Below are 13,224 nucleotides of genomic sequence, written 5' to 3' on the forward strand. Positions count from 1 at the left end.
AAAAAATTACTAAGTTTATTAAGCTTATTAACAATTAGTGGAAGTGCTGTACCAACAACAATTGCCGCTAGTCCTTATCAAAAAGAACAAACTATAAGAGTAAAAAGACAAACACAAAGTCCTATTTTTAAAACTAATGGAGCTGACATTCCAACAGAACAACAAATCAAAGATAAATTAATTAATAAATATCCACACATAGCGGCTGAACAAATTAAAGTCAAAAATATTACTAGTAATTATGTAAATATTACTATAGATGGATTTTCTGGAGAAACAACACTTACTTTTATAGTTGATAAATCTATACCTTTAAACAATGTTATTGCAAACCATAATTTAGGAGAAATAGATTTTTCAAAATTAGTTAATAGTTATGAAGAACAAATTAAGTTTAGATTATTAGAATTAAACCCACAATTAGACACAACAAAAATTAATGTTACAAGTATTACAACAAGTAATGCTAAAGTTAGTTCAAATGATATAAATATTTATAATGGTGAATTAAATATTAAATATAGTAGACCAGTAAAATCAATTATTAGAAACATTGAATTAGGTTCAATTAGAACTAGTGGTTTAAATTTACCAACAGAACAACAAATTAAAGATAAATTAAAAGAAAAAAATACAGATTTAAAAAATAATATAAATGATTTTGAAGTTAAAAATATAACTTCTACATATGCAAAAATAAGTTTTAATAGAAAAGATATTTTAAGTGGTGAAGTAGTTGTTAATTTTACATCTAATATTAATTTAAATAAAATTATTAATAATAATAATTTAGGTGAATTTAAAACTGAAAATTTATCTAATCCAACAAAAGAACAAATTAAAAATAAACTAAAAGAAATGTATACCGACTTAGATATTACAAAAATCAACGTTGAGAATATTAGTAACAGTAGCGCAAAAATCATTTCCGCTGATGAAAATGTTTATACTAATAATGTAAATGTTAACTATACTGTTTCAATAGATTCACTTAATTGATAATAAAATAGGAAATAATCAAATGAAAAAATATTAAGCCTTTTAGGAACAATCACTTTAATTGGAACAAGTACAACAAGTTTAGTTGCTTGTAATACAACACAAAAATATACACCTGAAGAATTAGCAAAAATAAAACAAGAAAACAAAATTAAAACAAACAACCAAGAAATTAGAGATAATTTAGAATGAATAGCACCACAAGAAAAACCATTTAATAAAGTTGATAACAAATGATATTATGTGGTTTGAAAAGGTAAAACACAATGATATATAACAAATTTTTTAAATAATGAAAAAATAAATGAACGTGGCAAAAAAAACTTAAAAGAAGAAGAAGGATGTGAAATTGGTTTATATCGTTATAGTTTAAATTATGAAGTTGATTTGTTTAATTATGAGCCATCTAAAATGACAAACTGACCTTGAAGAATAGACAAAGGAACTCATTTTAAATCTGTTTATCGTTGAAATTTAACTACAACAGAACCAAAATTAGTTATTGATAATGATGGTAATGTGAAAGTTAAAGGAGAATAAAAAAGAGATATTAAATCTCTTTTTCTTTTATCTTGGTGTAAATGTAATTTTAACAGGATTATTACTATTATTTATCATATTTAAAACACCTAAGGCATTTACATCTATTGTTATATCTTTATCATTACCTAATGAAGTATTATTTGTTAAACAATATCCTAATAATTTAGCAAGTAATACTTTTGAAAATCTAATTTTTAATTTCATATCATTTGTATAATATGCTTGTAAATATGTTTCTGTAATTTTATTATTATCATTATCAGATAATTTTGTTATTTGAAGTAAAAAGTTAATATCTCAGTTTCTTCATGAAATAGTATATTCACTTTGATAATTTCCACTAGATAATCCATTAGTATATGCAGTCACATATATTGTTTCAGTATCATTTACTTTTATATTCTCTGTATACAAAGTTTTTGTACTTTCAAAATTAACATTATCTTTTTGTGGCAATCCCTTTTTGTGTAAAGTTGCATCAGATAGTGGTCCAAAATTATATTCACAAGTAGAATAACCTCCTAAAATATTAACATTTCTATCACGAATAAAATGTTTTATATCAGGTTCAATACAACTAACTTGTAAATTGTCAAGATTACTTATTTCAATTGTTTTATAAGAATCTTGAAATTTACTTATACTTTGAATTGTTGGGTCAATTTGTCTTAAATCAATTTCTATTTCATAATATCCTTTATATTCTGTTGTATTATCAAATAAATTAATAAAACTTTTAGGATTATTTGAGTGTTTACATTGTGGTGGTGCTGTAATTTTAGTTTTTAATGCTTGTCCTGTTTTAGCATCTCAGATATCTTTTGTATAAGGTTTATAGTTATATGGTACTGGTGGCAAGACATATTCTGGGTAATTAAATGTTGGTATTTCATAGTCATGTGGTAATAAGAAACTAGTTTTATAATTAGTTGTCATATCGCGTAAATAATTATTTAATGTACTTTTTGTTTTACCTCTAAAACTCCATACTGATAATTTTAAGTAATCTTCTTCATTATTAGTATATGGATTATCTGCATAAAAGATGATTTCAAAATTACCTTTATATAATGCTTGAATTGAAAACATATCAATAATATAACTACAATTTGTTCCATCTGGTGTTTGTAAGAATTCGCAATCATTATCTTTTTCACTATCACTAACTGGTGTTTGAGCGTCAACTGATTTGGTTTTTTCATTAATTAAATAAACTCGGTTAGTTTTTTCATTTAATTGTTTTAAATTATAAGTTGAATAAACTAATTCTTTTGTTGGTTTACCATCCTTAGTTAAAACAATACCTTGTACTTTATCAGTTAATAAAGTAGTAAAACCTAAACTATTAGCATTTGCACCAAATATAGCACCAACTTTGTCGTTCCCTTGTTCTCTAAATATTTCAAATGGTAAATAACCCTTACCTTTTGATTTTTCAGACCAAAAGGCATCATTATAAAAACTATAAATATTAGCACTCATAAAACCATTAAGTCATTGAAAATTAGGTCATGATTTTTCGTCTTGGTTAATTACTCAACCTCATGGAATACCAAATGAAATAAAGTTTAAGAACTTACCAACTCCGCCCGGTATCGTAAAAGGATTAAATACTAATTTTTGAGTATAGTTTAAAGGTAATACGGTAACTTGGCGATTAATAAAATTATTCATATTTAAAATATCTCAAACATTACATGAACCCATTTTGCTATATTCAATTTGAACTTGACCTACTGTATTACCAAATTCATCTTTTCTTCTAAAATATGATGATGCTTGAGTACTAATAATATTATCAACATTACCGCCATTTACTTTTATTTTGTTTGGTGGTGTTATTTTTCAATCTTTAGATCAATAAAATTTAGAGTTTTTATCTTCTTTATGAATATTTCTACCAACACTAGAATTAGTTGCTGATGTAGTAGTGGGGTCGGTTATAACAATGCCCTCACTATTTTTCTGTTTTCAAAAATCATATCTACTTTCCATATCTTTTTTTCAATCTTCATAACCAGTTATCATTGTTGGTTGAATACCTTGAATGTTATATCAGCTTACTTCTGGTGATGCATAATTATTAACTTTGTCGGGTGGACAAGGATACATGTTATACATTAATAAATCTCTTGAATTCATAACTTTTTTATTAAATTGACCTTTAATAATTGGCCGACCAATTACAGGCATATCAAAAAAGATAGGATTACCATAAAATTTAACTGCCATTGCTCTAACCCCCGGGTCTTTTAATAAAACTTCATCTAATTCAACAATACCTTTATTTAGTTTTTCATCATAAGTTATTTTAGGAAAACAATAACCTTCACCTGGGGCACTTGTTTGTATAAATTGTCTTACTGATAAACCACTATTACTAATTTTGTCATTAATACTTGAAAATGTAATTTCTTGTCATAAAAAACTACCATCATAAGGTGAATAATAATTAATAACATTAGATGGATATAATCATTGTCTATCTTGTGGTGCAGAATTAATATTACCCCCACCAATATTTAAACCACGGTCATTAAATACAGTATAAAAATTATAATAATCATTAATATTTAATTTATTGACATCTTCATCTAAAATTAATAAAGTATATTGTCTTTCAGTTGATTGTTGAGTAAATACTTGTTCAAATTTAGCTTCACCAAATTGAATTGAACTTCTATCATCAATCATATAAGCATCTCAATATTTCCCAACCTTAACTTCTTTAGTATAAAAATTATCTGCTTTATTATCATTATTCATAAAATAACTTAATTTATATTGCTTTAAGTATTCTAGCATTCTATTAATATCATAAATATTTTCACCATCAATTAATTTTCAATAAACATTATTATTTTCATCTTTTAATTTTATAGCAAAAGGTGTTTCATTATTGGCTCATATAGTTGAATTAATTGGCTGTTTATTAAAATCATCAATCGTTAATATATTAATTTCTTCACCTTTATATTTTTGTACTATTTTTAAACTATTTTGTCATTGAGCAATAGTACTTTCCATATTATCAAATATGCGTGAATAACTACCATAATCACTTGGTTTTGCATTATTAGGTTTTCATCCTGTTTCAGTATCAGGGATATATGAACTATAAACATTAAAAGGAAATACCATTCAATGACGATTGTCTTTTATGTTTTCTCTGATATCTATTAAAGTATCGTGGGCTTGTCTTCTTAATTCTTCGATAACTCCGGGATTAATTCTACTCATTTGTTAATTCTCCTTAATTTCTGTTCTACCTTGTAAGGCATTTTGATTATTACCAGTTTCATCATATTCTAGTAATTTATTATTATGTTCAATTTCTTTGGTTTGCATTTTATCTTGTCATTTTTCTATTTTTTCAAAATATTTGTTTGCTTCTAATTCATCAATATTATCATATTCAGTAATTGCTCTTATTGGTTCCATTGTGCCATTATCTAATCTAGCAGTAATTAATTCATTTTGTCGCATTTGGTCAACTAAACTAGCACTAACAAAATCAAAACCATAAGGTCGTTCACCAACACCATCTCATAAACCATAATATTTTAAAACAGTATCAAACATCTTTGTATAATATTGTTTACGATATGCTTGTAAATATGCTTGTTTTTCTAAATCTTTGGTTTTAGTTAATAAAGATTGTGTTTTATTTTGGTCATTATCTGATTTATCACCAAAAGGACTAGAAAAATGACATACTAAGTATACTTGTTCAATAATTGATTTTTGGTCTTCGGTATATGTTTCTAAGGTTGGTGTACCTTGTACCACTTGTAAAGATTGTGATAATTGACCATCTACGGCTGATTGACCTGATTGAATAAAAATATCATCAAATACATCTTGCAATACTTTTTTATTGCCTTTGTTATAAGCAGTCATTAAATCATCATCTAATATTCCATATCAATGCGTACGATTTGCTCATCTTTCTTTTGATTTAATATTAAAACTATCTTCTAAATCAAATTGTAATTTATAACAATTTGTCATAGTAGGTCAAGGGTTTAATGTTGTTGAAGTTGATAAAAATAATGGATTAGGTTCATTAATCATTTCTCAAAAAGGGACAATACCTAATTTGTTTTTAAATTCTTGTACTAAAACAGGTCTAACATCATCTTTAATTTGTGTTTTACTTTGTCCAACAACTACTTCATTATTTTTTGGTCAACCTTTAATAACTATTTTATCTTTGGTACAAATTAAATTTAATATAAATCCACTATCACTTTGATGATAATTTAATCAAATATCAGCACCTTGTTCAATTTCATTTATTTTACTTACTCGTGATGTAAAGTTAAAAGGGTTAATTCATAAATCAATATTGCCGTCATTAGTCTCTAATAAACCAAAGATTGTTTTACCCATTAAACTTGCTGTTAATTCATTTTTATCTAATTTTTCTTTTATTTTATAAGTTTCATATCATCAGTTTAATTTTTCTAAAATGTCTTTACGATGAGATTTAAATAAAATATCTTTACCATTTACTAATCGCATTTGATGACGAGCAATAATATTTGCTAAATTAATAGTTCAATCATAATTATAAAATTTTAAAACACTATTAATATCATTTAAATTTGGTAAACTAGGGAAAGTATTATTCATTATTATTTTTCTCCTTTAATTTTAAAATAAGTGCATAATTAATAATATTTACTGTTAATAAATTTGGTTCATTTGCTAAAACTTGTACACATACTTTAACTTTTTGATATTTCTTAATATATTCGTTATATAAATTTAATTTACATATTGCGATATTATCTTTTTTTAATTCTTTACAAAGTCTTTTTTTAACTTGTCCACAAACAGACATATAAGGTCTTTTTGCATTTATTACACGCTCATCATGTATTACATAAATATCTTTTTTCATTAAGTTAATCACTCCCTTTGTTGTCATAATTTATAATCTGCTGAACTATTATGTTTAACCATTGGTATTAATTCAAAGTGTAAAGCATAAAAATCACTATCAAATGTATCATCATATAAATCTAACATTCGTTCTTCTCTGCATCTGGTTTATCTTCTCATTGAATTAATTCATATTGGGTTTTACTTACAGGACATTTTTCTCATAATCATTTTAATTGATTAGTATTTATTAACATTGTAATTGCCTCATACGATGCTTTATTTTAAACTTCTGCTTTTGTGCTGGTTTAAAATTCATGTATTGACCAAAAGTATAATTATATTTTTCTCTATTTAAACTTTCTAATGTTGCATAAGCACTATCATCAACATTAATTGATATACCTTGTTGTATTAAATAAAATATTGGTTTAATTGATTGTTGTAAAATCTAAAATATCTTTTACTTGTTCTAATGGTCCTTTAAATTGTTGAGTAGCATTTGAGTGTGTATATTCTGCTACTTTATATGCTTTTTTATCAAATGAATTATATATTCAAAAACTCGCTGCTGTTGTATGTCCTTTGGGACTAGTAGAGTTTGCTAAATCAACACCACCTAATAATTTCGTTGGTTGAATAATATCTGTTGCTTGCATAATATCAATATATCTTGCAAAGATTGAACCACTAGTATTACCGGGCAATCCTCAACTTCATACTCTTGCTCTTTCAATATCTAATTGTTCTAATCTTAATTGTTCATTAACTTTATCTTGTGGTAATTCGTAATTAAGTCTTCAACTAGAATAATGAATAATAATCTTCATATTTCATTTTTCAATATATTTAATTTGTTCATATTTACTACGCATTATTTGTTCATCAAAAGGCATTAATTCATTACAATAACCAACAATATATCTTTTTAAACTCTCAGGATTACATGTATTAATTGTTATTTTATTTTGATAACCACGAATAGCAAACTCTAAATCACTTAAATCTTTTTGTTGAAATTGGTCACATTCTTCTCTTCAATCAATAACTAATTTATATTTATTCAAATCAGCAAAAGCTTTTAATTTTTCTTTCCGACTTGGTGAATGTAAACCTTTACAATATATTTTGCTCCCATTTGATAAAGTAAAAGTAAAATTAGATAAATTAATAGTATAAGGAATATTATTTTCATCTAACATATTTCATATATTTTGAAATACACTATCTTTTAAATCTTTACTCCAATACATACTAGCAATGATACAAATTGGTTCTTTAATCAATAAACTAATTTTTAATAATTCACCAAACATTTTAATATTTGAAATAGTCTTACCACTATATCGTGTCCCAATTTGATTAATTTCATTAACTAACTCATATTTCTTTGCAAAGGGATATTTATTACCAACATTACTATTTTGTAATAACCAATAAGGTGTTTCTAACAAATAAGTAAAATGATTAAGCATTATTATCACTTTCTTTTTTAATATCTCTAATATCCGTTTGTAAATTAACAATTATTGGCTGTTGATTATTTAAGTTTAATTCTTGTTCTAACTGTTTTTCTTGCAGTGAATATTTATAATTAAATGCTCGTTGTCAATATAATTTAGCACCATCAGGTGATTTCATCATAAAATTAATTATTTCACTTTCAATTCTATCAACTTGTTTTTCAAGCAAAGGAACTATCTTTTCGCTCGCATAAGTATCATATCTTCACTTGCGAGAAAGATTGAATTCATTGGTTAAATCATTCAAAGTATATGGTTTATTAGGTGATTTATTTTCTCAAAATTGCTCTATTTTACGATAAAAAGTCGCCAAACTTGCTGTTTTTGGATTAAATTCTTTCATTTTTACTCCTTTTATATGGTTAAATATAAGTAGAGAAAAACATGTACAGAAGAACTTAACAGGGTTCTTTTTTTTTATTATCTATATTTTACATCAAAATAAAAAAAAGTAAATTACTTTACTTTTTTCAGTTAAATTAATTTGCTAATAATTAACACTTAAATTATAACATAATAAATAAAAAATAATATCTTTTTTTGCATTTTTATTATTTTTGTGTTAATGTGTAGAACTAAGGAAAGAGGGTAAAAAATGATGAATGTTGATAACAATTTTTTTAATAATTTTATTAATTTATTATATATACAGAGTATTGAAATTATTCAACAAAGTTCAGAAGATTATGATGAATGAATTTTTAAAAATTACAAAATTGATAAAACTTTAAAAGAATTTAAATATTATAAAGTAAAAGATAAAATTGAAAGAACATTAGTAATTTTAAATGGAAAAATAACTTTTAAAAGAAGAAGATATTATAAAATTAATCCAGAAACAGGTAAAGAAGAATATATTTTTCCTTTGGATAAACTTTTAGGAATTGAAAAATGACAAAGAATAGATAATTCTGTTAAAGAAAAAATATTATCATTTATTACTGAGAACAAAAGATATAAAGATATTTTAGATACTATGGAGCATGTAAAAATTAGTTTAATGACAGTATCTAATATTATGAAAAATGCAAAAACTGACGAAGAATATTACTTTAATAAAAGTAATAAAAAAATAGATATTCCACACACTTTATATATTCAAATGGATGGTACTTATTTGAAAATGTTAGATTCAACAAAGCAAGGAAGAAAAAAGATAAAAAAACATACGATAGCATGTACTGTACATACTGGGTATGATGAAGAAAAATATACTGTAAAAAGACCTGTAATCGCAAATAAATTAGGTGTTTTTGAAATGGATAATATTCCAGATTATCTTAAAAAAGAAGCAAATTTAAAACCAGTTCTTATAAAATTATTTACTTTAATTGAAACTCATTTCAAATTGACACCTAATATTGAAATTATGATTTTAGGTGATGGTGCATTATGGATTAAAAATACTAAAAATTTTATGCGTCAATATTTTCCTAAAAATAAAATTCACTATACAATAGATAAATTTCATCTTACAAGTAGATTTAAAAAACTATATCCATATCAAAGTAAAAACAAAGAAAATAGAGAAATATATCATAAAGCAGTTGATAATTTTTATAATGGTAAATATGAGGGATTATTACAGTGTTTAGAAGATAGTAAATCTTTTATAAGCGATGCTAAATTAATTTTTTTGAATAAAACTATTAGATTAATTAAAAATAATAAAGAAGGAATTGAAAACCAAACACTATGGAATAATATTGGTTGTGATATTGAAGGTGATATTTCTCATTATTGAAAAGGCACTATAATTAAAAAAGCTATTTATAGTGAAAAAACTATTAGAAATAAATTAAATGCTAGTATGATGGGATTAAAAAATAAAATTAATTTATTTAATACTAATGAACAATTGTTAGAAGAAAATAAATTTAATTATTCAGTTAATAATTTTGTAAATAATAATTTACAAAAAAACTTATATTTTTATTAGTTTTATCTAAGAAATTAAATAACTTTAATAAAAATGTATTTTTTTTGTGGAAAAATTTAAAAAAATAGAAAAATATATTGACAATAAAATTAAAAGTAATACAATCTAAATAAGTAAGTGGTATATTATTCCACAATTTCTAAGATATTAATTTAAGACCCCAAAATAATTTATACGACCTAAATTTATTATTGTTCATATTTTTATGTCCTCATAAATTATATTTTATAATAATATTTTAATAAAAAAGGGTATCGCAAAAAGTCTAATATTAAAATTTATGAAACGCTTGTGAATACTGTTTTAAAATCATCATATGAAGCGGATATTTTGTCTTCATTAAATTTTTATGAAAATCCAAATCAAAATGAAGCAATTAAAAAAGAGTATTTAGCTTTTGCTGATGATTGGTTTAATAATCGTTGAGGAACAACAATTAGTAATCGAAAAAATATTGATTTATATGATGTTGGTCTTGATTTAATTGAATTTGATAAGAGTGTTGCTGTTAAGTTTCATTCTTATGGTTATGTTAACACAGGAATTCAATGAATGTTTAAGAGTGGGGGTATTAACCAAATGTTTAGTTCTGCGCTCCATCATCATGCGCTTGTGCAACAAACAATTAATAATCAAGATAATTATAATCAAATGGTTGACAGTACGGGACCAGACATTAATGGCTTAGTTGTTAATAAATCAGTTGGAACATATCTTGTTAATAATAAGGTTTGATTGGATGGGTTAAAATAAATTGGACAACAATAATGTGGAGTAAGGATTATAATTAAATTAATAAATGGAGGTGTAATTATGGCAAAGAATCATTATACCGATGAATTTAAACAACAAATTGTTAGTCTTTATAAAACAGGTAAAACAGCAAAACAATTGTCCAGTGACTATCAGGTCGGTAAATCAACAGTTTGAAAATGAATTCATGAATTCAATAATTCTGGTTCATTTAAAGCAAAAGATAATCGAAGCCCAGAAGAAAATGAACTAATTCAGCTAAGAAAAGAAATTAAACAATTACGAATGGAAAATGATATTTTAAAGCAAGCCACACTGATAATAGGCAAAAAATAGTAATTATTAAAAACAACAAAGAAAAATATGCAATTACTAATTTATGCAAAACACTAAAAGTTCCTAGATCAACGTTTTATTATCAATTGAAATCAAATAATCCTAAATCAAACTATACTATTGATAATGCTGTTATCAGTATTTTCTTAAAAAGTCGTAAAAATTATGGCACAAGAAAAATTAAAGTTATGTTAGCACAACAAAATATTTTATTATCACGAATAAAAATTAGTAAAATAATGCAAAGATATAACTTAATTTCCAATTATACAAAACTTAAATATAAACATCAAAGTAACAAAAACGCTACATACAAATATCATAATTTGTTAAATCAAGAATTTAATAATTATAAACTATATGAAGTTGTTGTCAGTGATTTAACACAAGTTGCTATCAATAGCAAATGATATTATGTGTGCTTTCTAATTGATTTATTTAATCGTGAAGTTATTGGTTATGATGTTAGTTCTCATAAAGATGCCAAATTAGTTGAAAATACTTTTAAAAAGCTTAGTTTTTCTTTAGATAATATTAAAATATTTCATACTGATCAAGGCAGCGAATTTAATAACAATATCATTTACAATCTTTTAACTAAAAACAATGTTGCAAAATCTTATAGTAAACCAGGCTGTCCTTATGATAATGCTGTTTCTGAATCAACCTATAAAATTTTAAAAACAGAATTAATTAAAAACAGAAAATTTAAAAATATTGAACAATTTAAATTAGAATTATTTGACTATGTTAATTGATACAATAATGTAATAATTCACAGCAAATTAAATTATTTAACACCAATTGAATATAAAAATCTTTACTCTACATAAAATTTGTCCAAAAAACCCTTGCCATTCCAGATTTTTAAATATGCAGTTAAAAAATTTAGCCTATGCTATGACAGCAATGGGTGGGGATAGTGTTTTTGTTAATACCGCATGAACAGAAAAAGATATTATTGCTCCGATTACGGTTAATGATTTGTATCATCCAAATTTTGTTAGTGCGTTAGATACGACCAGAACGGGAACGATTTTTGTGCTAATGTGACCATTTTTGTTAGTGGCAATATTACCAGTGATTGTGCTCATCATTATTAAAAAATAATAAAGGAGAAAATATAAATGAAAAAAATGTTTACATTGTTAACGGTCTTTAGTTTAACAACAGTTAGTACCGTTACGGTAATTAGTTGTACAATTGTTCAAGATCAGCATCTTGGTCCAACTGATGCATTATTATCAATTGGAAAAGATATTGATACATCAAAAGTGGTTGATGATGCCAAAAGTAATTTACAATTTACAAATTATTATATTTTAGGAGATAGTTTAAGTGATTCACATGGAATTGAAAAATTAGTAAAAGATAATTTTAATGTTGATCTTAAACTAGGAACTGATGATGAAACCAAGTTAGAAGATTATCAACATGGTAGTTTTAGCAATGGCAAAACAGCGGCTGTTTTGTTAAATGATAAACTTGGTTTTAACGATATTAAACCAGGAATTCCAAATGATAATGATCCTAACTTTGGTCGTAATTATGCGATTGGTGGTGCTACTGCGGCTGATGTTGCTGGAGTAGGAGGGTTATTATTAAATAAAGTTACAATTGAAAAGCAAACTCTCGCTTTAGTTAGTCAACATAAATTACGAGGAACTGATTTAGTTTTTATGGAAATTGGTGGAAATGATTTATTTCAACTAGTTGATACTACTGATCCGCAAGCAGAGTTAGCGTTAATGGAACAAAGCGTTGAGCGAATTCAGGAAGCATTATTTACGTTATTAAATAATGGAATTCGAAAAATTATCTTTTCTGATGCCCCAAATGTTAGTTTAGTACCACGATATGTTAATAGTGTTGCTAAGTTAAAACAACGCGCCAATGATCTTTCAACAGAATTTCATTTTCGAGTTAAAAATATGATTGAGGAAGCTAATAATTATTATAATCATGCTGTTCGTGAATGAGGATTATATGAGAATTTACCAGTTTTAATGGAAGAATTTAAAACGAAGTATGCAACCGCAGAACTTAAAGTTAATTTTAATACTTTAGATATGGATTTTATGAAAATTTTAGAAACAGGTGTTTTGAATGCAAAACGAAATGTTAATATTCCTGCAAATGCAAAAATTAATGATTATTTCTTTTTTGATGATGTTCATCCAACCCATGAAGTTCATCAGTTAGCAGCAGAGCATTATTATGATGCGGTAAAGGGGTGAACATAAA

13 protein-coding genes and 2 pseudogenes are annotated in these 13,224 nt (G+C 24.9%); 9 read left to right on the plus strand and 6 right to left on the minus strand.

What is annotated here, in order from left to right:
* From MSROBK_RS04945 to MSROBK_RS11570, 3 genes and pseudogenes are all read left to right on the plus strand, one after another.
* A pseudogene (locus MSROBK_RS04945) lies at positions 1–1,002 on the plus strand (hypothetical protein); the annotation flags it as partial.
* A gap of 30 nt (positions 1,003–1,032) precedes the next feature.
* Positions 1,033–1,086, plus strand: a pseudogene (locus MSROBK_RS12360) (hypothetical protein); the annotation flags it as partial.
* Positions 1,087–1,242: 156 nt separating this feature from the next.
* The gene (locus MSROBK_RS11570) at positions 1,243–1,539 is read left to right on the plus strand and encodes a hypothetical protein (RefSeq protein WP_105629196.1); all 297 of its coding nucleotides are present in this window, start codon (positions 1,243–1,245) and stop codon (positions 1,537–1,539) included.
* A 27-nt stretch (positions 1,540–1,566) separates the two neighbouring features.
* Here MSROBK_RS11570 and MSROBK_RS04955 read toward each other — a convergent pair whose 3' ends face one another.
* The 6 genes from MSROBK_RS04955 to MSROBK_RS04975 form a co-directional block, all read right to left on the minus strand.
* On the minus strand, positions 1,567–4,782 hold the full coding sequence (locus MSROBK_RS04955; protein WP_105628932.1) for a hypothetical protein: 3,216 nt from the start codon (positions 4,780–4,782) through the stop codon (positions 1,567–1,569).
* Positions 4,783–4,785: 3 nt separating this feature from the next.
* Positions 4,786–6,177, minus strand: a complete 1,392-nt coding sequence (locus MSROBK_RS04960; RefSeq protein WP_105628933.1) for a hypothetical protein — start codon at positions 6,175–6,177, stop codon at positions 4,786–4,788.
* Positions 6,170–6,448: a hypothetical protein gene (locus MSROBK_RS04965; protein ID WP_040092467.1), complete on the minus strand. Its 279-nt coding sequence runs from the start codon at positions 6,446–6,448 to the stop codon at positions 6,170–6,172. The genes MSROBK_RS04960 and MSROBK_RS04965 overlap by 8 nt, the downstream gene beginning before the upstream one ends.
* Entirely contained in the window at positions 6,448–6,576 is a 129-nt protein-coding gene (locus tag MSROBK_RS12110; RefSeq protein WP_265575310.1) for a hypothetical protein, read from the minus strand. The genes MSROBK_RS04965 and MSROBK_RS12110 overlap by 1 nt, the downstream gene beginning before the upstream one ends.
* A 284-nt stretch (positions 6,577–6,860) precedes the next feature.
* Positions 6,861–7,904 carry a PBSX family phage terminase large subunit gene (locus tag MSROBK_RS04970; RefSeq protein WP_159373222.1) on the minus strand — a complete coding sequence of 348 codons (1,044 nt, stop codon included), beginning with the start codon at positions 7,902–7,904 and terminating at the stop codon, positions 6,861–6,863.
* Positions 7,897–8,295: a hypothetical protein gene (locus MSROBK_RS04975; protein ID WP_040092461.1), complete on the minus strand. Its 399-nt coding sequence runs from the start codon at positions 8,293–8,295 to the stop codon at positions 7,897–7,899. Before MSROBK_RS04975 ends, MSROBK_RS04970 begins: the two co-directional genes overlap by 8 nt.
* Before the next feature lie 252 nt (positions 8,296–8,547).
* Here MSROBK_RS04975 and MSROBK_RS04980 point away from each other — a divergent pair, with 252 nt between their 5' ends.
* The 6 genes from MSROBK_RS04980 to MSROBK_RS05005 all read left to right on the plus strand — a co-directional run bounded on the left by MSROBK_RS04980 (position 8,548) and on the right by MSROBK_RS05005 (position 13,223).
* On the plus strand, positions 8,548–9,891 hold the full coding sequence (locus MSROBK_RS04980; RefSeq protein ID WP_084217997.1) for an Mbov_0401 family ICE element transposase-like protein: 1,344 nt from the start codon (positions 8,548–8,550) through the stop codon (positions 9,889–9,891).
* A gap of 291 nt (positions 9,892–10,182) precedes the next feature.
* On the plus strand, positions 10,183–10,644 hold the full coding sequence (locus MSROBK_RS04985; RefSeq protein WP_227991464.1) for a hypothetical protein: 462 nt from the start codon (positions 10,183–10,185) through the stop codon (positions 10,642–10,644).
* A 60-nt stretch (positions 10,645–10,704) separates the two neighbouring features.
* On the plus strand, positions 10,705–10,980 hold the full coding sequence (locus MSROBK_RS04990; protein ID WP_040093278.1) for an IS3 family transposase: 276 nt from the start codon (positions 10,705–10,707) through the stop codon (positions 10,978–10,980).
* A gap of 32 nt (positions 10,981–11,012) precedes the next feature.
* On the plus strand, positions 11,013–11,813 hold the full coding sequence (locus tag MSROBK_RS04995) for an IS3 family transposase (protein WP_242441482.1): 801 nt from the start codon (positions 11,013–11,015) through the stop codon (positions 11,811–11,813).
* Positions 11,814–11,853: 40 nt separating this feature from the next.
* Positions 11,854–12,090 (plus strand): hypothetical protein, encoded by a 237-nt coding sequence (locus tag MSROBK_RS05000; protein ID WP_040093472.1) that lies wholly within the window; start codon positions 11,854–11,856, stop codon positions 12,088–12,090.
* Positions 12,091–12,107: 17 nt separating this feature from the next.
* Complete coding sequence (locus MSROBK_RS05005) at positions 12,108–13,223, plus strand: SGNH/GDSL hydrolase family protein (protein ID WP_040093474.1); 1,116 nt, start codon at positions 12,108–12,110, stop codon at positions 13,221–13,223.
* Position 13,224 lies beyond the last annotated feature (1 nt).

Origin of the sequence: Spiroplasma poulsonii (assembly GCF_009866525.1) — a bacterium.
Taxonomy (GTDB): Bacteria; Bacillota_I; Bacilli_A; order Mycoplasmatales; family Mycoplasmataceae; genus Spiroplasma; species Spiroplasma poulsonii.